The sequence below is a fragment of the Bifidobacterium mizhiense genome, from assembly GCF_020884755.1.
GTDB classification, from domain to species: domain Bacteria; phylum Actinomycetota; class Actinomycetes; order Actinomycetales; family Bifidobacteriaceae; genus Bombiscardovia; species Bombiscardovia mizhiensis.
Window position 1 is genome coordinate 13,862 of sequence record NZ_BPWE01000001.1, and the last position, 21,134, is coordinate 34,995.

Annotated in this window: 19 protein-coding genes; 5 read left to right on the forward strand and 14 right to left on the reverse strand. The window is 60.8% G+C overall.

Annotated elements, in window-relative coordinates; genetic code table 11:
- Position 1 precedes the first annotated feature (1 nt).
- Together LPC22_RS00060 and aroC are read right to left on the reverse strand one after the other, a co-directional pair.
- A complete protein-coding gene (locus LPC22_RS00060; RefSeq protein WP_229131564.1) occupies positions 2-1,633 on the reverse strand; it encodes a bifunctional shikimate kinase/3-dehydroquinate synthase in 1,632 nt (543 codons plus the stop codon).
- 13 nt (positions 1,634-1,646) lie between these two features.
- Positions 1,647-2,840: a chorismate synthase gene (gene aroC / locus LPC22_RS00065; protein ID WP_229131565.1), complete on the reverse strand. Its 1,194-nt coding sequence runs from the start codon at positions 2,838-2,840 to the stop codon at positions 1,647-1,649.
- A 62-nt stretch (positions 2,841-2,902) separates the two neighbouring features.
- Between aroC and LPC22_RS00070 the strand changes: the two genes are divergently transcribed.
- Entirely contained in the window at positions 2,903-3,379 is a 477-nt protein-coding gene (locus LPC22_RS00070; protein ID WP_229131566.1) for a hypothetical protein, read from the forward strand.
- Between the two features lie 52 nt (positions 3,380-3,431).
- On the opposite strand, the gene mltG is transcribed toward LPC22_RS00070, so the two are convergent.
- The 7 genes from mltG to rpsD all read right to left on the reverse strand — a co-directional run bounded on the left by mltG (position 3,432) and on the right by rpsD (position 10,132).
- A complete protein-coding gene (gene mltG, locus LPC22_RS00075; protein ID WP_229131567.1) occupies positions 3,432-4,628 on the reverse strand; it encodes an endolytic transglycosylase MltG in 1,197 nt (398 codons plus the stop codon).
- Positions 4,629-5,111 carry a Holliday junction resolvase RuvX gene (ruvX, locus tag LPC22_RS00080; RefSeq protein ID WP_229131568.1) on the reverse strand — a complete coding sequence of 161 codons (483 nt, stop codon included), beginning with the start codon at positions 5,109-5,111 and terminating at the stop codon, positions 4,629-4,631.
- 7 nt (positions 5,112-5,118) lie between these two features.
- A complete protein-coding gene (gene alaS, locus LPC22_RS00085; protein ID WP_024627397.1) occupies positions 5,119-7,800 on the reverse strand; it encodes an alanine--tRNA ligase in 2,682 nt (893 codons plus the stop codon).
- A 166-nt stretch (positions 7,801-7,966) separates the two neighbouring features.
- Positions 7,967-8,206 (reverse strand): hypothetical protein, encoded by a 240-nt coding sequence (locus LPC22_RS00090; RefSeq protein ID WP_024627396.1) that lies wholly within the window; start codon positions 8,204-8,206, stop codon positions 7,967-7,969.
- Positions 8,206-8,652 (reverse strand): DUF948 domain-containing protein, encoded by a 447-nt coding sequence (locus LPC22_RS00095; protein ID WP_229131569.1) that lies wholly within the window; start codon positions 8,650-8,652, stop codon positions 8,206-8,208. The genes LPC22_RS00090 and LPC22_RS00095 overlap by 1 nt, the downstream gene beginning before the upstream one ends.
- A 92-nt stretch (positions 8,653-8,744) precedes the next feature.
- Positions 8,745-9,413, reverse strand: coding sequence for a histidine phosphatase family protein (locus LPC22_RS00100; protein ID WP_229131570.1), 669 nt, complete (start codon positions 9,411-9,413; stop codon positions 8,745-8,747).
- Between the two features lie 92 nt (positions 9,414-9,505).
- Entirely contained in the window at positions 9,506-10,132 is a 627-nt protein-coding gene (gene rpsD, locus LPC22_RS00105; protein WP_015021916.1) for a 30S ribosomal protein S4, read from the reverse strand.
- A gap of 315 nt (positions 10,133-10,447) precedes the next feature.
- Here rpsD and LPC22_RS00110 point away from each other — a divergent pair, with 315 nt between their 5' ends.
- Complete coding sequence (locus tag LPC22_RS00110) at positions 10,448-11,110, forward strand: TetR/AcrR family transcriptional regulator (protein ID WP_229131571.1); 663 nt, start codon at positions 10,448-10,450, stop codon at positions 11,108-11,110.
- Positions 11,107-12,393: an MFS transporter gene (locus LPC22_RS00115; protein WP_229131572.1), complete on the forward strand. Its 1,287-nt coding sequence runs from the start codon at positions 11,107-11,109 to the stop codon at positions 12,391-12,393. Before LPC22_RS00110 ends, LPC22_RS00115 begins: the two co-directional genes overlap by 4 nt.
- Positions 12,394-12,408: 15 nt before the next feature.
- On the opposite strand, the gene LPC22_RS00120 is transcribed toward LPC22_RS00115, so the two are convergent.
- The 3 genes from LPC22_RS00120 to LPC22_RS00130 are packed head-to-tail and all read right to left on the reverse strand — an operon-like array spanning position 12,409 to position 15,924.
- Positions 12,409-13,746: an ABC transporter permease gene (locus LPC22_RS00120; RefSeq protein WP_229131573.1), complete on the reverse strand. Its 1,338-nt coding sequence runs from the start codon at positions 13,744-13,746 to the stop codon at positions 12,409-12,411.
- A complete protein-coding gene (locus tag LPC22_RS00125; protein ID WP_229131574.1) occupies positions 13,733-14,926 on the reverse strand; it encodes an ABC transporter permease in 1,194 nt (397 codons plus the stop codon). The genes LPC22_RS00120 and LPC22_RS00125 overlap by 14 nt, the downstream gene beginning before the upstream one ends.
- Positions 14,927-14,967: 41 nt before the next feature.
- The gene (locus LPC22_RS00130) at positions 14,968-15,924 is read right to left on the reverse strand and encodes an ABC transporter ATP-binding protein (RefSeq protein WP_229131575.1); all 957 of its coding nucleotides are present in this window, start codon (positions 15,922-15,924) and stop codon (positions 14,968-14,970) included.
- Positions 15,925-16,103: 179 nt separating this feature from the next.
- On the opposite strand from LPC22_RS00130, the gene LPC22_RS00135 reads away from it, so the two are divergent.
- Both LPC22_RS00135 and LPC22_RS00140 read left to right on the forward strand, forming a co-directional pair.
- Positions 16,104-17,366 carry a sensor histidine kinase gene (locus LPC22_RS00135; protein ID WP_229131576.1) on the forward strand — a complete coding sequence of 421 codons (1,263 nt, stop codon included), beginning with the start codon at positions 16,104-16,106 and terminating at the stop codon, positions 17,364-17,366.
- A complete protein-coding gene (locus LPC22_RS00140; protein WP_229131577.1) occupies positions 17,363-18,025 on the forward strand; it encodes a response regulator transcription factor in 663 nt (220 codons plus the stop codon). The genes LPC22_RS00135 and LPC22_RS00140 overlap by 4 nt, the downstream gene beginning before the upstream one ends.
- Positions 18,026-18,055: 30 nt before the next feature.
- On the opposite strand, the gene LPC22_RS00145 is transcribed toward LPC22_RS00140, so the two are convergent.
- Entirely contained in the window at positions 18,056-20,590 is a 2,535-nt protein-coding gene (locus LPC22_RS00145) for a UvrD-helicase domain-containing protein (RefSeq protein WP_229131578.1), read from the reverse strand.
- Between the two features lie 190 nt (positions 20,591-20,780).
- Positions 20,781-21,074, reverse strand: a complete 294-nt coding sequence (locus tag LPC22_RS00150) for a hypothetical protein (protein ID WP_229131579.1) — start codon at positions 21,072-21,074, stop codon at positions 20,781-20,783.
- Between the last annotated feature and the right edge of the window lie 60 nt (positions 21,075-21,134).

Consider the following 21,134-nt stretch of genomic DNA (forward strand, 5'->3'; position numbering starts at 1 on the left):
GTCATTCCTCCTTGCGTATGGCCTGGAAGGCCTCCTTGATCGCCGAGACCGGTGGGTCGTCCAGGTGGGTGGGTTTGCCCAAACCATCAAGAATGATAAACCGCAACTTGTTGCCACGGGCCTTTTTGTCCCGATGCATGAGGGCCAGCACCTGGTCGAAGTCGCCCCCGTTCCACCAGGTCCTCAGACCCAGGGAGGACAGAAGCTGCCGATGATAGTCGACCGCCTCCTGATCCAGGTGACCGGTGATCCTTGCCAGCTCGGCTGCAAAGACCATGCCCACGGACACGGCCTGACCATGCCGCCAGGTGAAGTGTTCGATCTTTTCGATGGCATGGCCCAGGGTGTGGCCATAGTTGAGGAACTCCCGCAAGCCGGACTCCTTGAGGTCCACCGAGACGTGCCGGGCCTTGACCTCGACGGTGCGTTCGATCAGATCCTGGACCACCGTGCCCAGCCACTGGTCGGACTCCTGTCCGTCAAAGGAACGAAGAGACTCAGCCCGCTCCTCCAGCTCGCGCAGGATGCCCCCGTCCATGATGAAGCCGGACTTGGCCACCTCGCCCAGGCCCTCCACAAAGATCTCATTGGGCAGGGTCCGCAGGGTCCGCAGATCAGCCAGGACGCCGACAGGGGTATAGAAGCTGCCGACCAGATTCTTGCCCTGCTCCAGATTGATGCCGGTTTTGCCTCCGGTGGAGGCGTCGACCATGGCCAGCAGGGAGGTGGGGCAGTTCACATAACGGATGCCCCTCATCCAGGTGGCGGCGATGAATCCGGCCTGATCTGTGGCCGCTCCCCCGCCCAGTCCCACAACCGCGTCGGAACGGGTGAAGCCCTCGGTGGCCAGGCGCTCCCAGATACCCTGGCTGACCTTGACGGTCTTGCCGGCCTCCGCGTCGGGAATGGTCAGATCCACTACCTGGTAACCGGCTTGTCGAAGCAGGGCCCGGGCATGGTCGGAATGACGCTGAACCGGCTGGGTGTGAATCAGGGCCACACGCATGGTCTGGTCGCCAAGCAGCTCATGCAGCCGCCCGGTCACGCCTGCACCGATCCTCACATCGTAGGGGTCGGGACCGCTGACGTGAACCACCCGCTCAGTCAAGGCATCCGCCAGCCGTCTGGCCAGGGCTCGGGGGGTGGTGTTCCTGGATTTAAGGGTGATGGTGGCCAGCTCCTGGTAGACGCTGCGACGCTCACGGTAGAGAGCCATCCAGCGCTCCGATGCGCCGCCGCGGAGTAAGGGACGATGATCCGACCGAGCTGCTCGGCTGACCCCCTCCTCGGGGTCGACCTGCAGGTAGACCACAGCGCCACCTGCCCGCCGATAGTCCTGCAAGGCCTGGAAGACCTCGGTGCTCATGGGAGCGCCTCCTCCCAGGGACAGGATACCGCCGGAAAAGTCCTTCAAGAGGTCCAGGACCGCCCTGGTCTCCATATCGCGGAAGGCCTGCTCACCTTGAGTGTCGAAGATCTCGCTGACCGATTGGCCTGCTTCCTCCTCGATGCACTGGTCCGTATCCCGGAAGGGCGTCTTGATCAGGGCGGCCGTCTCCCTGCCCAGACGGGTCTTGCCCGCACCGGGCATGCCAATCACGACAGCCTTGGGCATGCTGCTGCTTTCAATCATGCAAGTCCGCCCCTCACCGTAGATGCTCGGGCCAGGACTGGAGGTAGGCCTGAGCGTTGCGCCGAACCTCCTCAAGCGAGTCACCGCCGAACTTCTCCAAGGAAAACCGTGCCAGGGTCAGATTCATCATGGCTTCGCCGATCACTGCGGCGGCAGGCACGGCGGTCACGTCGGAACGCTGATGGATGGCCTGGGCAGGCTGGCCGGTGGCCACATCCACCGTGCGCAGGGCCCGAGGCACCGAGGAGATGGGCTTCATGGCGGCCCTCACCCTGATGGGCTGGCCGTTGGAGGTGCCACCCTCCAGGCCGCCAGCATGGTTGCTGAGTCTGCGGATGGTGCCGTCCGGACCGGGCTCCATCTCGTCATGGGCCTGTGAACCGGGGCGATCAGCCTCGCGGAAACCATCACCGATCTCCACGCCCTTGATGGCCTGAATACCCATGAAGGCACTGGCCAGGGCAGCATCCAGACGTCGGTCGTCCTCCATATAGGTGCCCAGACCTGCCGGCACACCATAGGCGATAACCTCGAAGACCCCGCCGGCAGTGTCGCCATCCTTCTTGATCTGGTCAATTCTGGCCATCATCCGCTTCTCGGCGTCCTTATCCAGGGTCCTGACCGGCGAAGCGTCCAGTGCAGGTCCGTCTTCGGGGCCGGGCGTGACTTCATGACCCTCCAGGCCGACCCCGGCTATGGAGATGACATGGGAGACGGTCCGTATTCCTAAAGCCTGCTGCAGGAAGTCAGCCGCTACCGATCCCAGGGCCACCCGGGATGCGGTCTCCCTGGCCGAAGAGCGTTCGAGGACTGGACGTGCATCGGTAAACCCGTACTTGCGCATACCGGTGAGATCGGCATGGCCGGGCCTGGGCCGGGTCAGTGGGGCGTTGCGACCGGTCGCCGGGGGCTCCTGGTCGGCAGGCAGCTCGTCCACGCTCATGACCTGCTGCCACTTGGGCCACTCCGTGTTGCCGATCTCGATAGCCACCGGAGAACCGAGCGTCCGTCCATGCCTGACCCCGGTCAGCAGCCGAACCTTGTCCTGTTCAAAGCCCATCCTGGCCCCACGACCATAGCCCAGCCGACGACGGGCCAAGGCCGATTCAATATCCTTGGTGGACACGGCGACCCCTGCGGGCAGACCCTCCATCATGGCCACCAGGGCCTCTCCATGGGATTCCCCTGCCGTCTGCCAGCGCAACATATTCAAGCTCCTCGTTTGTTCCTCGTTTGCCAGGTTAGGGCTACGTATGATTATCTTAGAAGATGGTCTACCTCATCCCAGCGCCGGGACTGCTGACCGCCCTCCTCCTGGCCCTGATCGACATCCGCTCCCGGCGAGTCCCACGTCTTCTAGTGCTCTTGGGGCTGGTGCTGCAGACCGTGACCCTGCTGGTCTTTTCACTGATCCAAGCGCAACCGATGCTGCTGGTGCAGTGCCTGCTGCTGACTCTGGCCTCTGCAGGCCTTCAGCTCATGCTAGCCCTGATCCGACCCGGTGCCCTGGGGCTGGGCGACGTGACGGCCACAGGTCTGGTGGCCCTGAGCCTGTCGGTTCTGGGATGGACAACGATCCTGGTCTGGTGGGTGATGATGGGACTGCTGGGGTTGGTTGCCCTGGCCCTGGCCTGGTTGGCCCGTCACCGCAGCGGACCAGCCAGACCAAACAACCCCCTCTCGCTGGCCTATGTCCCGGTCATCCTCGCAGCAGCGGCAGTGGCCCTGGCCATTGATGCCATCTAGAACCGACAAGCACCTGACCGGGGTTGGGATCCTCAAATCCAAGGAAAATGTGCTAATTGTTCTGCTCGTTGTGCTTGGATTCCCAGGCCTTGTATTCCTTGACATCTCGGTTGAACTGATCCTGGTTGTCGCTGAACCTGGTCTCCCCAGTGTCCATGTTGACGGTCACGAAATAGAGCCAGTTGCCCGACTCCGGGTGCATGGCCGCCTGGATGGCCTCGTCTCCCGGGCTGCCGATGGGGCCTGGAGGCAGGCCCTGGTGGACCCTGGTGTTGTAGGGGTCGTCGGCATTCTGCAGCATGGCATCGGTCAGCTTCAAGGCCGAGACGTTGTTGGAGTAGGCCACCGTGCTGTCCATGCCCAAGGGCATTCCCTTGGCCAAGCGGTTGTCGATAACCCTTGCCACCTTGCCGTAGTATTCCGATTTGTTGACCTCGGCTTCGGTAATCGAGGCTGTATTCAGGATGGTCTGCCGTTCCTGACCTCCGGGTACGCCCAGCTGATCCAGATGCTCAATACGCTTGGAGACCAGGTTGGTCAGGATGGCCTTGGCCGACCCGGCCTTGCGCACATCGTACTCCCCGGGTTGCAGCCAGCCTTCAAAGTCTCCCTGGGCCTCCTGGGGCAGAATCCCATCCCCCTTGGCTTGAACCAAGGCATCGAATTCGCTCTGCGGCACCCCAGAGAGCTGAGCGGCCCTGGCAATCACATCACGCACCCGCTCGCCGGCCCGCACCTGCAGGAAGCCCCCGGCCTTGTTCCGGTCAGTCAGAATGGTCACGACATCGGAGGCTTTCATCCGCAGACGCAGATCGAAGGTGCCAGGCACCAGCCTGGACTCGGACTGGGCGCTGGTGATGGCGTGCAAGAAGGCCTCCGTGGACTTGACCACTCCAGCCTTGACCAAGTTGGCACCGACCTGATCAGCCCCCTGGCCGCTCTCGACCGTGAACTCCACCGGCGCTCCACCAGGGCCGGGATAATCAGGGGCGACCTCCTTGGTGGCTACGATCCTGGGAGTTCCATGGCGTAGCCCACCCACCAGAATCACCACGCAGGAGGCAGCAACCACCACGGCCAAAGCGATGAGAAGGACCATAATCCGCTGACGGCGCTTGCGGCGTTCACGCCGACGACGCATCTCACGACGCGAACGAGGAGGACGTGGCGGCATGGCGGAGACCGGGGCTTGCCCATCGGCCACCCACTGGACCTTATCCTGGAAGAATTCCTGCATGTCGTCGGCCAATTACCACTCCTTGTCGGCACGTTGGTTGTCCAGGGCCGACTGCAGCAGCACAACAGCGGACTGCTGATCGACCACAGGACGATGTCTTCGCCCGTCCACGCGGGCATCGTATAGCTGACGATGGGCGCTGACGGTCGTCAGTCGTTCGTCTCGCAATACTATACTGGGCTGCTGCTCAGGGGCAACGCCGGAATCTTGCGCAGCCTCCTGCAGGCGACCGGTCAGGGCACGCACCCAACGGGTCGCCTTTTTGGCGCTGCGACCAGCCTGGCCGCTCAGCAGCAGAGGGTATCCGACTACGACCTTGGACACACATTTATCCATAATCAGGTCTTCCACCTGGTCCAGAGCCTGAAAGTAGTCGCCCTGAACCCTGATGTTGCCAGCAGGAAAGGCCAGGGTCAGCTCCGGGTCCGACAGGGCCAGACCCACCCTGGCTTCCCCAAGATCCACCCCCAGCCATACGGCTGTATGTGATCGCACGAGAAGCTCAGCCCTCTCGGACCTGATCACTCAGGGCCTTCAAGGCCCGGTCAATGGCCGAGGCATCCTGACCGCCACCCTGGGCGAAGTCAGGCTTGCCTCCTCCGCCGCCTCCCAGGACCTTGGAGGCTGTCCTGACCAGGTCGCCAGCCCTGAGACCGCGATCACGGGCCGCCTGGTTGGTGGCTACGAAGATGACAGGCTTCTCATCCTCGCTGACACCGGCCAAGGCGACCACAACCGGGTATTCCTCGCCCATGCGGGCCCGCAGGTCGGTCACCGTCTTGCGGAGGGCATCCACAGAACCGAAACGGCCCATATTCCGGGATGCGATCTTGACATCTTCCGGGGCATGCAGGGCCTGGTTGGCCAGTTCGGGCACAGCCTGGGCCATCTGCTGCTCATAGGTGGCCGCCAGTCGGCGGTCAGACTCCTTGAGCTTGGCCAGCAGGGCCGAGATTCTGGACTCCAGCTCGTCAGGGCGGGCGTTGAGCTTGTCTGAGAGCTGTGAGACCAGGGCATGCTCACGAGCGTTGTACTCGTAGGCCCCCTGGCCCACTACAGCATCAACGCGGCGAACACCGGTGCCCACCGAGGCCTCGGACATGATGGAGACCGCGCCGATCTTGCCCACGTGATCCACATGGGTTCCCCCGCAGAGCTCCCGGCTCCAGCCGTCCTCGCCTATGGAGACCACACGTACCACGTCGCCGTACTTCTCTCCGAACAGATGCATGGCACCCAGGGCGATGGCATCGTCATACTTCATCTCTTGGGTGGTGACGGCCAAGTTGTCACGCAGCCGGTCGTTGACACGGGCTTCCACCGCATCCATGGCCTGACGGCTGGGGGCTTGCGACCACTGGAAGTCAAAGCGCAGTCTGTTGGGCGCATCCTCGGAGCCGCGCTGGGTGGCCTGGGGGCCCAGCTCCTCGCGCAGGGCCTTGTGGACCATGTGCGTGGCCGTGTGCGAACGGGCGATGGCTCCACGCCGGTTTCGGTCGATGGTGGCCGTGACCTTGGCCTGCAGCATCAGCGTCCCCTCGGTCAGCCGGCAACGGTGAACAGTCAGACCCTTGATGGGCTTCTGCACGTCGTCCACCTCTAGCACGGCCCCATCGTCGGTCAGAATCTCACCCTGGTCGGCCAACTGACCACCGGCCTCGGCGTAGAAGGGCGAGCGATCCAGAATCACCTCAACCTGGGCAGGTGCCTTGACGGCCGGGACCGCTCCCTTGCCCTCCTGGATGATGCCCAGGACGGTCGAGCGGCTGGAGAAGTCGGTGTAGCCCAGGAAGACCTGAGGCTCGTCCAGGCTCTTGCGCATATCGTCGTAGACGCTCAAGTCCACGTTGTGCCGCTTCTTCATGGCATCGGCGCGGGCCCTGGACTTCTGCTCATTCATCAGCTTTCGGAACTCGTCCTGATCGACCTTGACGCCCTGTTCGGCAGCCATCTCCAGGGTCAGCTCGATGGGGAACCCATAAGTGTCATGCAGGGTGAAGGCATCCTTGCCGGAGACCTCGGGCTCACCCTTCCCGCTCTTGGCCTTGTTGACGGCCGTATCCAGAATGGTGGTCCCCTTGTCCAGGGTCCGGCGGAAGGCCAGCTCCTCGCCGTAGGCGGATTCGGCAACATCGGAGAAGGTGTCGTTGAGCTCTGGGTAGCTGGGGGCCATGGCCTCCTTGGAGACCGGGAAGAGCTGGGGCAGAACCTCCTGGTCCACGCCCAGCATCTTCATGGAGCGGATGGTCCGGCGCAGCAGACGACGCAGCACATAGCCGCGGCCGACGTTGCTGGGGCGGACGCCGTCGCTCATGATCATCAGGGCCGAGCGCACGTGATCCGCCACCACACGGAAGCGCACGTCATCCTGGGCATTGTCACCGTAGTGCCGGCCAGACAGACCCTCGGCCGCCTGGATAACGGGGTAGACCTCGTCGGTCTCATAGATATTCTGCTTGCCCTGGAGCAGGTAGGCCAGGCGCTCCAGTCCGGCGCCGGTGTCGATGTTCTTGTGTTCCAGCTCGCCTACGATGTGCAGGTCGGTCTTGGATCGGACGTTGTCCACCTCGTAGTTTTCGAAGACCAGATCCCAGATCTCGATGTATCGGTTCTCGTCTGCCGAGGGACCGCCCTCCTTGCCATAAGCGGGGCCGCGGTCCACATAGATTTCGGAGCAGGGGCCACCGGGTCCAGGGCCGCCAGTGGTCCAGAAGTTGTCCTCCATCCCCAGGATTTCCATGTGTTCGGGGTCGAAGCCCTCGTTCTTCCAGAGGGAGCGGGCCTCCTCATCGTCGGTGTAGGTGGTCACCCAGATCGTTTCGGGATCGAAGCCATAGCCGCCCTGGTCCTGGGGCTTAGTCAGCAGGTCCCAGGCGTAGTGGATGGCCTCCTCCTTGAAGTAGTCCCCGAAGGAGAAGTTGCCCAGCATCTGGAAGAAGGTGCCGTGACGGGTGGTCTTGCCAACCTCGTCGATGTCCAGGGTGCGCACGCACTTCTGGTTGCTGGCCATCCGGCTCTTGGGCGGGGTCTGTTCCCCCAGCAGGTAGGGGATGAAGGGAACCATGCCAGCGATGGTGAAGAGCGTGGTGGGATTGGGCGAGATCAGGGAGGCGGAGGGAACCACCAGATGATCCTTGCCCTGGAAATAATCGAGGAAACGCTTGGCGATTTCCGATGTGCGCATGCTGCTTCTGCTCCTTCAGACCCGTTGAATGCCGAGGGGATTACGGGTTGTCCAAATGACTCGGTTGCCCAGGGCGCGAACAAGTCGCCCGCACTCCGGACTCATAGCTGAATATGGTGATTTTACACCGGCCAGGCCCATCTGTCCCGGCCTGTCCGCCCCAGGCTCAGCCCTGGAAACGGTCCAGATAGCGGCGGTCCAGCTCGTCCTGCCGCTGGTGCATCGTCTGGGTGAACTGGCGCACCAGGCCGGACAGGGTCCGTGAAGCCACCTGGTCCTGATCCTCGCCCAGCACGAATTCCCTTGCGCGCTTGGGGGTATTGGCCCTCACATAGGCCTCGGCCTTGGTCACCAGGACCACGCCTGCCGTGACGCCCAGCCCCATCCAGAAGATCCGTTTGAACATCAGCGGGTCCTCCCCTCGTTCCCTTGGCCCTCATTGGCCTTTTGTGCGGTGGTCTTTGGTGCGGTGGAGGGCTTGGATTCGGCGCTGTTGCGGCCTCCTGAAAGGAATGACGAGATCGTCTTGCGCAGGGCGTAGAAGAAGGCCGCCACTTTGATGACCGGCTTTCCCAGCATTGATCCATACAGGTCGGTCAGGGCGCCAACGTTGCCTGCCGTGGTCGAAGCCGCTGCGGAGATGCGATTGACGTCAGTCAGAGTCTGGTTGAGCTGGGTGACCGTGCTGGTGGACTCGTCCAGGGTGGGCACCACATGGTCGCCCGCCTGCTTGATGGTCTGCGCCAGCTGATCGAAGAGCTTCCCCAGACGAATCAGGGGATAGATCAGAAACCCCGCCAGGATAGCGAAGGCAATGGCCGCTATCAGGCCGGCAATCTGTCCTACGTCCATCTGCTACCTCTCTTCCATTGGTACGATACTGGGGACAACGCTAGCACGCGCCGTCTATCAGTTCAGGCCATGACTGGCCTATTGAAGCCGGTTCATTGATTGAAGGACCGAACCTGGAGGGCCCGCTCAAAAGGAGCCTCCGTATCGAAGTCGAATATGGTGACACTTCCATTGCTTGGGCGACTGCTGGTGTCGTAACGCCCGCCGCCGAAGCGGTTGACCAGACTGAGCAAGGTGTTGCCGTGCGAGATCAGCAGGACGCGGTCGCCATTCTTTACATGCTGGTCGGCGGCAATCAGGGCGAATCCGGCGGCAATGCGAGTCCAGTACTCGCTGTCGGACTCGGCATCGCCAAAGGGATCGGCCTGCTTGAGGAAGTCCCTGGTGGCGGCCAGACCGAACTGGTCCACGATCTGCTGGTAGGTGCCTGCTCCATGGGGCGCGCCTGCAGCCCACCAGGCCATGGCCATGTCCTGTCCCTCGAAGTAGCCATAGAACTGCTCGCGGAAGTGACTGTCGCTGACCGGTTCGGGCTTCTTCTCCGACTGGTTCTGGGCCAGGATCCTGCGGACTGTCTCCTGGGCGCGTGTGGTGTCCGAGCAGTAGGCTGCCGCAAAACTCACCTTGCTCAATTTCTGGCCCGCACGGTCGGCATCCTCCAGCCCCGATGAGGTCAAAGGTGAGTTGGACCAGCCCTGGAGACGGTTGTAACGATTGAAATAGGTCTGCCCATGGCGGACGGCATACAGATGGAGCAACATGTCCCTATTATCCCACCCATACCTCGGAAGGAGTCGCAGATCCTGACACGCAAAGGGCCCCGGACGAACCGGGGCCCCAAAGTTCTTGGTGGTCAGCGAGCGTAGAACTCGACCACGTACTGAATGTTGATCTGAACCGGGATCTCCTCCGGCTCAGGCTTGCGGACCAGGCTGGCCTTCAGAGAAGCCAGGTCCACGTCCAGGTAGCCGGGAACTGCGGGCAGCACATCCCGGTGGACGCCTTCGGCGGCAATCTGGAAGGGTACCATGGTCTGGCTCTTGGGCTTGACCTGGATGGTCTGGCCGGGCTTGACCCTGTAGGAGGGACGATCCACGATGTTGCCATCGACCAGGATGTGGCGGTGAACCACGTACTGACGGGCCTGGGCGGTGGTGCGGGCGATGCCGGCGCGCAGAACCAGGTTGTCCAGGCGGCACTCCAGCTCGCGAAGCATGGCGGCACCGGTCTGGCCGGACTCGTGGGTACCCCGCTCATAGGCGGCGCGCAGCTGCTTCTCGGAGACGCCGTACTGGGCGCGCAGCCTCTGCTTCTCCCGCAGACGGACGGCGTAGTCGGACTCGGTGCGACGGCGGCTACGGCCGTGCTCACCGGGGCCATAGGGGCGCTTCTCGAACAGGCGCTGGGCCTTGGGCGTCAGGGCGATGCCCAGAGCGCGGGACAGGCGGACCTGGCGACGCGCACGCTGAATGTTAGTCATTGATGCAATCCTTACTTGCTTCTGTCGTTATCTGAACGAAGACGGCCGAAACCGTCGAGTCAGGCCTCTCCAATGCTTCACCGTGCCAAGCACGAACGACCTTGTGGCCGCCGACCCATTGATGGGCTGAGACTCCAGATAGGTTCGCGCACAAATACGCAAACCAAGTGTTTATTAAACCACATGAGCCCGACCTGGGAGTACATGTATGTTGTGATATATTCATACCAACGGTCGGTATGATATTGATTCAAGGCTTGGACTCCCCTACCCATCAATGAAGATCCAACCCGACGTCCTGAAAGGAAGACGACCATGGCCCGCAACGCACATCCAGAGCTGACGCAGGAGAGAATCATCGAAGCCGCCACCGAACTCTTCACCAGCCAGGGCTACGACAAAACCAGCATGCAGGACATCATCGATGCGACCGACGGCTTGAGCAAAGGGGCCGTCTACCACCATTTTCGGTCCAAGGAAGACCTTTTTGATGCTGTGGCCGACAGGTTGATGAACACCATGAGCGAAGAGACCAACAAGGCCCATGCCGGGTCAAAGCAAGGCACGGCATTGGAACAGCTGCAGTCGCTCTTCTCCCCTGAGCGAGCGCGCAAGAGACTGGAGGCCGCGGACCTGATGTTCCGCAAGTTCAACCCAAAGGCCAATCCCAAGATGATCGGCATGGAATTTACCGCCTTGGTGGATGAGCGGAGCGACTTTGTCGGCCTGATCAAAGAGGGGAATCGGGACGGCTCAATGCATGTGGACCATATCGAACAAACTGCAGAGATTTTCCGGCTGCTGGCTAATATGTGGTTGCTACCCTTCTTTCGCCGGGGAACACAGACTGAGCTGCGCACCAGAGCCGCTTGCTTTTTCTCGGTCATGCAGGGCCTGGGCATCCCCCTGGAGGATCAGGGATTCTCCGACCTGCTCGCATCCTTCGGCACCGACGCCCAAGGCGAAGCCGGGATATGAGCTCGCCCGATCAGGCCCAAACCTCAAGCAAAGGACTGCTGGCACCGCCATTCCTTGCTCTTCTGACGACTGAGATTCTCTCCAGCCTAGGGCAGACATGCTTGGTCTTCGCCCTTCCGCTTCATTTGCTGAACATCTCAGGATCAGCATCCCTCTATGGCATGGCCTCCGCTATGGCCGTCCTTCCATCCATACTCCTGACACCTCTGGGCGGAGCTCTGGCCGACCGGCTGCACAAGCAGTCCACCATGGCAGTGCTGGACATTCTGTCAGCGTTGACTGCCTTCTTATATATCCTGATCAGCCACAGGATCGACCCGGTTTTTTTGACTGTGACCTGCATGATGCTGGTGAATGCCTACAGGGCCTGTTACAGCCCAACGGTGCAAGCAGCCCTTCACTGCCTGGTAGACAGCAACGACCTGACCCGCGCATCGGCCCTGGTTTCCCAGGCGATCTCCCTGGTGGGAATGATCGGACCAGTATCGGCTGGCATGGTCATGGGATTCTTCGGAATCATGCAGGTAGTCGGAGTTTCCGCCCTGGCCTGCCTTCTGTCGGCTGCCTGGATCAGGATCGCCGTCAGAATTCCCGAACCAGCACAAAGCCACTTCCAAGGCCTAAGAGCACTGGTGAGCCATCTGGTCGCTGACACGAAAGAGGCTACACAATTTCTGGTCAGACATGGCAACCTCAAAGTGGTCATAGGACTCAGCCTGGCGGCCAACCTCATCTTTGCATCCTATGTCAATGTGGCCCTGCCCTATATGGTCACTCGCACGCTGGGTCTAAGTAACGCCCTGCAGGGACTGGCCGAAGGAATACTGGCCTGCGGGAGCCTGCTTGGAGCCATTCTCGTATCCATCCGTCCAGCCTGGTTCTATCTGCAACGGATACCCATGTTGCTCTCGGGCAGCGCCTTGGTTCTCCTGCCCATTGCAGCAGGACTGCTCATGCATTCGCCTACACATGTCCTCTTCGCACTGGTAACCGGATGCATGGCTCTGGCTGCGGGAATGGTGCAGACGGTCAACATCACTTCCCTGTCCTATGAACAGATTCACACCCCCGCAAGACTGATAGGCAAGGTAATAGGACTGACCAACAGTCTATGCATGTGCGCGATTCCGCTGGGACAGGCCGCCTTCGGGCCGCTGATCGACCACTGCCCTATGACCCTGATCATCACCGGGGTGGTCATGGTGACACTGCTGACATGTCTAATCGCCAGGATGGCCATGAAACCGGACAAACAATCAGCAGGGCGGACGCATTTGCGATGATCCACGAATCCGGCATCATCCGATCATACTGGGGTCGGAGCTGACAGGAGCGACCAGGGTGGCCCGAGTGCGTGTCAGGCGTGAGACCATAAGGCCGACACAGGCATAGGCCAGAGCGAAGAGGGCAACCACGGTCAGCGGAAGACCCCAGGAGGCCAGACTTGCTGTGCTTGAATCCATGATTGATTGGACTGCTGTGTTGTACCACCAGCCCGGCGTCAGTTTGCCGATCGTCTGCATGACCGGAGGCAGGGGGCCGCCGGAACTTGACCCGGAGGTGAACATAACCACCAGGCCGAAGGTGACCCCGACGGAGTTTATGAGCGAAGAAGAAGGATTGAACTGAGCAAGCATGAATCCAAAGGATGCCGCCGATACAGCGAATACCAGCATGACGACAAAGCTCAGCAGCACCCTCCCCCAGCCAAGGGAAGCCAAGGACACCCCCGATGCCGCCATGCTGAAGGCAACGAGTACCACGTAGTATACCCAGGAGAAGCCTGCCAGGATGAGGGCTGCCGTGAGCTCCTGTCCATTCAGGCTGCTTGACCGCACTGGAGAGGCAAGCAGACGTCGATGTCGGTCGGGAGAACTGAAGGCCCCGAAGAGCGTGGCAACGCAGACCGTCAGCGCTGTCATCAAGGGAAAAGCGGCCAGGCCGACTGTCGTAGCGAAGCCTTTCAACAAAGCTCCATGGTTATCAGTCTTGGGACTGGCATGAATGCCCATATGTGGCTGGTTGCCGGCATAGTGTGCCACTGCATAGGCAGCCGCATCCTTGACCGCTGCAGATGAATGCATCTCCATCGAACCTTTTTGGCCTAAACCCGTCAGCAAGGCAGTACGAAGAGCATCAAAATAACTGTCCACCTGCAATTGTGCCAGACTGCCGCGGCTGGAATTATAGGAGGCAGCCGTTTCAACTTTAGGAAAACTCGGCGTCTTACCGTCGCTGTGAGCTTGGGCAGCAGTGTCTTCAAGCGCATCAAGGAACCGTTGGCCATATCCGGCTGGGATGATAACGGTCAAATCGCTTTTACCGGACACATTGGCATCCTGCAGAGCTTGAGGCTCATCTTTGACTGTCACCAATTGGGCCGACTTGCCCAGATACCGCTCCAGACCTTGGCCCATCGCGCAACCAGCCTGGTTATCGCAGTCCCGGTTGATGACGACTATTTTCGCCTGCGCAGGTTCAAAGCGACCAACCGAGCTTGAAGTATTGGCACGTACCGCGGCCTGCATGTTCGTGGAACCGATGACAATCATGATCAGGCTCATGCCCACCAAATACAGGAGGAGGTAGAACTTATGCGCCCAGATCACGCGCAGTGCTGTTTTACAAGTATTCATACCGTTGTTTCCTTAGGAGCAGACCACAGATGGCCAGGAAGATGGCAGCCATAGTGACCAGAATGCCGCAGGTGCGGGCGAAGGGTGCCAGGCTGTCGTAGTAGACGATGTCGTAAAAGAGGTTGGAGACCTGCTTGACCGGGTTGAGCAGGTGAAGGATGGGGGCATGTTCCTGGATGGCATTGTTCAGGTCCATGGCCAGGCTGCCGTAGAGGCCGATAAAGGCACTCAGCGTGCAGTCGATGCCTATGACCAGACCAACCTTCGTTTCGGTGGGGAGTTTGGGAATCGCGCCCATCATAGAGCCGAAAGCGGTAGCCATAAAGGTGCCTACAGCGATAGCTATGAGGGCTATCGGGTCACGACCACCGGTGTGCACTCCACAGACTGTGCGGACGAAGATGTAGGCAACCAGGAGGCTGACTGCGGAGAAGAACCATGAGGCCAGAAAGGCGCCCGCTGCCTGCCGCCACTTGGGACTGGGAGAGCTGGCCCGTCGGGCTCCCAGGGCTGAAAGGTTGGGCTGAGTCTTGGCTATCATCTCGGCTGCGGTGCTGGCACCGATAAGGCAGGCCATAGCGAGCACAGCGAAAAAGTAGGGCGCGGTCATAGAAGGGTGGATGTGCGTCAGGCGGATTTGCTTGGTGTAGGTCTGTCCGCCGGATTGCAGCAGAACTTGATTGCTTGGTGAGGCAATGGCTGCCCTTGCGGAGTTGGCCTGGTTGAAACTGCCCAGCGAGGCGGACAGAATGGAGACCGCTATACCTTCTGAGGCGGTCGCATCGGATTGGATGCTGGCGGCTTCGCGGTCGGACAGGACCATGTTGACCAGTCCGTCAGGGCCCGCGTACAGGTAGCCGATATCCTTCCGGCTATCCAGACGCGTGTTCGCTTCCTCCCTTGAAGCCACTGTCGTCGGGATAAGCAGTTGAGTGTCGTCAGACCCAGCCTTGGGCTTCTTCGATAGCGATGAGACCAGTTCGTCAGCACCTGGGCTGGCTTTCCAATTGGCATCCGAGACTATGGCGAAGTGCTGTGCCTCGGCAGTGTAACTGTCTTGCAGGTTGCCCATGATGCCCAGCATCAGAGCGGCCAGAATGACCGGGAAGGCCAGAACCCAGAATAGGGAGGAGGTGTTGCGTATCGAGGTCTTGACGTTGATCAGGAATGAGTTCCACATAGATAGGTGCTCCTTACGGCAATTGAGCCTGGGGACCGCGCTCAGTCGCGCAGTTCCTTGCCGGTCAGTTCCAGGAACACGTCGTTCAGGGATGGCGGACGGCTGGTCAGGTGGCCGTAGCTGGTCTTGGTGGATTCCAGGACCGTCAGCACGTCCTGGAGGTTGTGCTCGCCCTGTCGGCAGTGGATGACCAGTTCCTTGCCGTCATAGTCGACGGACTGGGCCAGAGACAGGGCACGAATCTGGGCCAGAGTGGAGTCCTGAAGATCCAGGGTCTCGACGGTGACCTGCTCGCCGGCCTGGACCATGCCCTTGAGCTCCTCGGCAGTGCCCAGGGCGATCTGACGGCCGTGGTCCATGATCATGATCCGTGTACAGATCTGCTCCACCTCCTCCATGTAATGGCTGGTGTAAACCACCGTGGCCCCCTGGGCATTCAGCCGTTCGATGCCCTCCAGGATGGCGTTGCGGCTCTGGGGGTCAACGGCGACGGTGGGCTCGTCGAAAAAGATGAGATCGGGCTGATGGGCGATGCCACAGGCTATGTTGAGCCTGCGCAGCAGACCGCCCGACAGCTTGCCGGGACGGAACTTGCGGAAGTCGTCCAGCCCCACGAAGTCAATGGCCTGCTCAACCAGAACCTTGCGGTCGGCCTTCTTAGGCACATAGAGGGAGCAAAAATAGTCGATGTTCTCCTGCACGCTCAGTTCGTTGAAGACGGCCACATTCTGTGGAACCACGCCGATATGACTTTTCAAGTCGTAGGAAGTCGGGGTCATCTCCTGCCCGAATATCCGAACCGTCCCCGATTCAAAGCTGAGCAGGGCCAGTATGCAGTTGATGGCGGTTGACTTGCCTGAACCATTGGGGCCGAGCAGTCCGAATACTTCACCTCGATTGACTTCCATGTCGAAGTGGTCCAAGGCCACCATGTCACCGTAGCGCTTCACCAATCCGCTGACCTTCAAGGCCGGCTCTTGCTCACGTGAACTGTTCATAACTCCATCATCCCAGCCAGGGCTGGCCCAACACCATGACAGCCGTCATCAAAGTTGTGGATGCTCAAATCAAACCTATGACATTTGTCACGGGTGGTCCTGCCTGTGCCTAGGCTCAGGAACGGGTAGCCCGAGAATTACTATTTGAGGCAATAGGACGACAGGGCGAGGAGACATTCATGGGCAGGATAGCTGGCTGGCTGATCCTGCTTGGTCTGGGGACCTTGTGCGGATCATGGTACGGTTCAGGGGTTTCAGGAACCCTGATCGCCGGGCTTCTGGCCTCGGTAGCCGCAGGAGCCCTGTGTGAATGGCTGCTGCCAGCGCCAGGTTCCATCTGGGGCGGTGCTCTGGTGTCGCTTTTGGCAACGTTCATTCCAGACTGGCTTTTCTTCTTGCCAGCCCTGGCCTTCGAGGCGGGGGTCGGACTCGGAGCTATGGTTCCTGCTACCAGATCAGCCGGCATGAAAGATTCCTGGGCCAAGGACTCCGGGCTGGCCCGGCCCAGGCTGCTCTTGGCCTTGCTGCCGGCATTCTTTTGGCTGATACCTGCCATGGCCGACCTCATATTATTTACAGGCCTCACCCAGCGCTATGCCCTGCTGGCTTTGTTGACCTCAGCACTGGCACAAGGCGGCGGACTGGCATGTGCACACTTGGCCGTGGCTAAGGGTCGTGTCTGGCAGATTGAAGACACCGAGCGCTACCGGATTCGCCAACTGCACGGCCGCATCAACGACCTGGACGAGGAGAGGGCCCAGGCGACCCGAATGGCGCACTTATCCGAGCGGACCCGGATCGCTCGGGATATTCATGACAATGTGGGTCACCTGCTCACCCGAGCCATCATGCAGATCCAGGCTGGCCGGGTGGTTGCTCAGAGCAAGGGCGATCAGAGTACCGAACAGATACTGAACGATGTCGGCAAGACCCTGGATGAGGCCATGACCACAATCCGTCGTTCGGTGCATGACTTGGAGGATGCAGGCACCGACTTCGCATCCCAGATGGAGGATGCCAGCTCCGAGGCTTCTATGGGGCGGCTAAAGGTCGATCTGAACAACGGCATCGAGACGGCTCCCGCACCAGTGTGTCGTTGCCTGGCCACCATCGTCCGCGAGGCCCTTACCAATACGGTCCGCCATTCTTCAGCCAGGTCGGCACAGGTCATTCTGCGCGACCTCCCGGCCTTCTGGCAGATGGTGGTGCAGGACGACGGCGGCATTCAGCAATTACAGCCTGACCGCTCGCACCCAAAGGAGCCAGAACTCCAGCGCGGCATGGGGCTGGCCGATATGGAAGCCAGAGCCAGAGCCTTGGGCGGCACGGCCAACAGCGGTCCCAACCGACAAGGATGGAAGGTTTTCGTATCCTTGCCTAAAGAACCCTGGTCCGACCGCAGCACAGCTGAGCATGTAGAAGATAAGAAGGTCATGGCATGAAAGTCGCTATCGCTGATGACGATCCGATCGTCTGCTCGTCCCTATCAACGATTTTGACGGCAACCGGTACTGCAGATGTGCTCTGGACCGCCAATGACGGTCAATCAGCCCTCGAGAGTTTTCAGACAGCTGGCGGCAGGCCTGACGTGCTGCTTCTTGATGTGCAGATGCCTGGCATGGATGGCCTGGAGGCGGCGGAGCACATCCTCGCTATGGATTCGACTGCCCGGGTGCTCTTTCTGACCACCTTTGCCGACAAGGAGTATATTTCCCGTGCTTTGGCCTTGGGTGCCAAGGGCTATGTGATCAAGCAGGACGTGGCCTCAGTGGTGCCGGCCCTCCAAGCCGTCATGGCCGGTCAGACGGTTCTTGGAGCTGAAGCCGTTGCCAACCTATCGCTTGGCGAACAGGAGGAGCAGGCGCGAAAGGATACAGAGGATACAGCTGAGCCTGTTCCCCGGCGCTTCCAAACCCTGACCGACCGCGAACGGGAAATCGTCGCTCTGGTGGCCGACGGCCTCGATAACCAGGCCATCGCCAGGCGTCTCTATCTCAGTGAAGGCACCGTCCGCAATCACATCTCCGCCATCCTGGCCAAGACTAACCTGGCCAACCGCACCCAACTCGCTGTGGAATGGCTGTCCTCACAAGAGTCATAAGCAGCATACAGCTTTTGGAGTCTCGATCCTTTAGAGCTTTTCGATCGGCGCCAAGCGCAGCATCAGCCTCTTGGTCCCTTCGGAACCGAAGTCTACGGTCAGGACCGAGTTGTGCCCCTTGTCCTGAATATCGACCACCTTGCCCAGGCCATACTGGTCATGGGCCACCCTGTCCCCCAGGGAGAAGTCCTGAATGGACAGGCCATTCGACTTGGGTTGGGCCGAGGCCCTGCCAGCGTGTGAGGTTGACGATGAGCTTGCTGTGCTGCGTCTGGTCGTGACTCTTCCATTTCTTGAGGACGAGCCTCGAGAGCCATACCCTAATGATCCGAACGAATGCTGTGAGGAGGTTCGCGAGCGCCCGTACCCAATCCGGGAAGCGCCAAACCCGGACCCGGAGCCGAACCCGCCGAATGAACGATGACCGAATGCGCGACCATCGCTTTCATCCTCGAAACCGCCGAATTCGTCCTCGTCGTCACCCAGATCCCAGCCTGCGCGCATCCGCTCATTGCCGGCCTGCCGACGCTTCCAGTCGATCAGATCGTCAGGGATGTCGTCCAGGAACTGGCTGGGCAGCATCTCATTGACCTGCCCCCACTGGGAGCGGACGGCCGCCCGGGTCAGGTAGAGTCGACGCTTGGCACGGGTCACGCCCACATAGGCCAGTCGGCGCTCCTCCTGCATCTCATCGGTATCCTCAAGGCAGCGAGAGTGAGGGAAGGTTCCCTGCTCCATGCCAGTCAGGAAGACCACCGGATACTCCAGGCCCTTGGCCGTATGCAGGGTCATCAGCGTTACCTTGCCCGAGTCGTCGCCCAGGCCCGGCAGCTGGTCCGAGTCGGCTACCAGTGCCGTGGTCTCCAGGAAGCCCGCCAGCGTAGCGTCGGGAGTTTTCTGTTCGAACTCGGCGGCCACAGACTGCAACTGACCGAGGTTCTCAAGCCTGGAGGCATCCTGCGGATCCACCGACTTGCGAAGCTCGTCCAGCATGCCGGACTCCTCCAGAACCTTCTCAACAATCTGAGACGGCTTGGTATCGTGTTCTGCGGCAAAGTCGGTCAGGGAGGTAATCAGATCCCTGAAGGCCTTCATCCGCTTGACCATCAGCGTGGAAGCCCCGGGCACCTCCTCGATATGCTGCACCCCCTCCCAGAAGGAGACCTGATGCAGATCCGCATAGGAGGTCGCCGCCGCCTCGGCACGTGCGGCCAGGCCCCGCTTGGGTACATTGAATATCCGCCGCATGTTCACATCGTCCTGGGGGTTGGCGATGGCGTGCAGGTAGGCCAAGGCGTCCTTGATCTCCTTGCGCTCGTAGAAGCGGGTCCCACCCACCAGCTGATAGGGCAGGCCAGCGTTGATGAGCCCCTCCTCCAGGGCGCGGGACTGGGCGTTGGCCCGGTACATGATGGCCATGTCGGAGTAGGGAATGCCCTCCTCGCTGCGCAGCCGGGCGATCTCGGTGGCGATCCAGGCAGCCTCCTGCTGGGCGTTGTCGGCGGCATAGCCCACGATGGGCTCCCCCTTGCCCAAGGCGGTCCAAAGCTTCTTGGGCTTACGGCCCTCGTTCTTGACGATGATGGCATTGGCTGCATCCAGTATGGTCTGGGTGGAACGGTAGTTCTGCTCAAGGAGGATGGTCCGGGCTCCGGGGAAATCCTTTTCGAAGTCCCTGATGTTGCTGATGTCAGCCCCTCGGAAGGCATAGATGGACTGGTCCGAATCCCCCACCACGGTGATCCAGGCCTGGTCCTGCTTGCCAGCATCGGCGCCGGCCAGCTCACGCATGAGCACGTACTGGGCATGGTTGGTGTCCTGGTACTCGTCCACCAGCACGTACCGGAAGCGATGGTGGTAATACTGGGCCACCATCGGGGACTGCTGAAGCAGCTGGACCGTGCGCACGATCAGATCGTCGAAGTCGACGGCATTGGCCTGAGCCAGCCGGTGCTCGTACTCGGCGTAGATCACGGAGTAGAGCTCCTCCTCGTTGCCGAAGCGAGCGGTGATCTGCTGGCCACGCTGCCCGGGCCGGTAGTCGGGGGCGTACTCCTGCAACTGTGTGCGCCAATCCTGCAGGTTGTTCTTGTAGTCGGATATGTGGCTCAGAATGTTTCTGGGTGTGTAGCGCTTCAGATCGATGTTGAGATCCTTGCCGATCAGCTTGATCAGGCGCTCGGAATCGGCTGTGTCATAGATGGTGAAGCCCGACCGCAGGCCGATTTCCTTGCCGTCCCGCCTCAGAATGCGCACGCAAGCCGAGTGGAAGGTGGACACCCACATGCGGTCGGCCACGGGCCCGATCAGCCGGCGCAGACGTTCGCGCATCTCGGAAGCCGCCTTGTTGGTGAAGGTGATGGCCAGAATCTGGCTGGGCCAGGCGCCGAACTGGCTGAGAATCCAGGCAATCCTGCGGGTAAGCACCCTGGTCTTGCCCGAACCTGCGCCTGCGCCGATCAGCAGGGCCGGCCCCTGGTATTGTACTGCCTCGGCCTGCCGATCGTTGAGCCCCTTGAGCAGCTCCTTGGCGCTGCGCTGGATCAAGTCCGGTTCCTCGTTCACAAGCCACCTCTTGCCATCTGGTCTCGGTCACCGTCACAGGCCGGATGGCGCACACCCGGCAACCAACTATTTCTACCACAAAGCGGTGTCATCGACCCTGGCTCACCGGTTAGCCAGCAGACATAAAAGACCCCGTCCGCTTTGATAAGGAAAGCGAACGGGGTAAATCGGGGAAGTCGAGATGACCCAGTCAGTTGCGCATTTGATCCTTGGCGTTGTTGACAGCCTCGGTAGCGCCCTGCTCAGCCTTGGCCTTGCCGACCTTGGCATCGGCCTTGGCCTGGTCCATCTTGTCGGAGGCGGCGTCCTTGACGTCACCCAGCTTGTCCTGGGCAGCGTCCTTGGCGTCACCCATCTTGTCGGCAACGGCGTCCTTGGCATCGGATGCCTTGTCCATAACCGTGTCTTTTACATCGCCTGCGACGTCGGAAATCTTCTCGCCGGCAGACTTCATGGCATCCTTTGCATCATCCAGAATCCCCATATGGTCCTCCTTAGGTCCTTGAACGCACCGCTACGATGCGTGACCATTGCGGTCAATTTT

What these genes read in the sequence shown, in the direction of transcription:
- LPC22_RS00090 (WP_024627396.1), bottom strand. Translation starts at nt 8,206, where the DNA reads ATGTTCAAACGGATCTTCTGGATGGGGCTGGGCGTCACGGCAGGCGTG.
- LPC22_RS00130 (WP_229131575.1), bottom strand. Translation starts at nt 15,924, where the DNA reads ATGAACAGTTCACGTGAGCAAGAGCCGGCCTTGAAGGTCAGCGGATTG.
- LPC22_RS00140 (WP_229131577.1), top strand. Translation starts at nt 17,363, where the DNA reads ATGAAAGTCGCTATCGCTGATGACGATCCGATCGTCTGCTCGTCCCTA.
- alaS (WP_024627397.1), bottom strand. Translation starts at nt 7,800, where the DNA reads ATGCGCACATCGGAAATCGCCAAGCGTTTCCTCGATTATTTCCAGGGC.
- rpsD (WP_015021916.1), bottom strand. Translation starts at nt 10,132, where the DNA reads ATGACTAACATTCAGCGTGCGCGTCGCCAGGTCCGCCTGTCCCGCGCT.
- LPC22_RS00115 (WP_229131572.1), top strand. Translation starts at nt 11,107, where the DNA reads ATGAGCTCGCCCGATCAGGCCCAAACCTCAAGCAAAGGACTGCTGGCA.
- LPC22_RS00125 (WP_229131574.1), bottom strand. Translation starts at nt 14,926, where the DNA reads ATGTGGAACTCATTCCTGATCAACGTCAAGACCTCGATACGCAACACC.
- LPC22_RS00100 (WP_229131570.1), bottom strand. Translation starts at nt 9,413, where the DNA reads ATGTTGCTCCATCTGTATGCCGTCCGCCATGGGCAGACCTATTTCAAT.
- aroC (WP_229131565.1), bottom strand. Translation starts at nt 2,840, where the DNA reads ATGTTGCGCTGGCAGACGGCAGGGGAATCCCATGGAGAGGCCCTGGTG.
- LPC22_RS00095 (WP_229131569.1), bottom strand. Translation starts at nt 8,652, where the DNA reads ATGGACGTAGGACAGATTGCCGGCCTGATAGCGGCCATTGCCTTCGCT.
- LPC22_RS00135 (WP_229131576.1), top strand. Translation starts at nt 16,104, where the DNA reads ATGGGCAGGATAGCTGGCTGGCTGATCCTGCTTGGTCTGGGGACCTTG.
- LPC22_RS00150 (WP_229131579.1), bottom strand. Translation starts at nt 21,074, where the DNA reads ATGGGGATTCTGGATGATGCAAAGGATGCCATGAAGTCTGCCGGCGAG.
- LPC22_RS00120 (WP_229131573.1), bottom strand. Translation starts at nt 13,746, where the DNA reads ATGAATACTTGTAAAACAGCACTGCGCGTGATCTGGGCGCATAAGTTC.
- LPC22_RS00070 (WP_229131566.1), top strand. Translation starts at nt 2,903, where the DNA reads ATGGTCTACCTCATCCCAGCGCCGGGACTGCTGACCGCCCTCCTCCTG.
- LPC22_RS00060 (WP_229131564.1), bottom strand. Translation starts at nt 1,633, where the DNA reads ATGATTGAAAGCAGCAGCATGCCCAAGGCTGTCGTGATTGGCATGCCC.
- LPC22_RS00110 (WP_229131571.1), top strand. Translation starts at nt 10,448, where the DNA reads ATGGCCCGCAACGCACATCCAGAGCTGACGCAGGAGAGAATCATCGAA.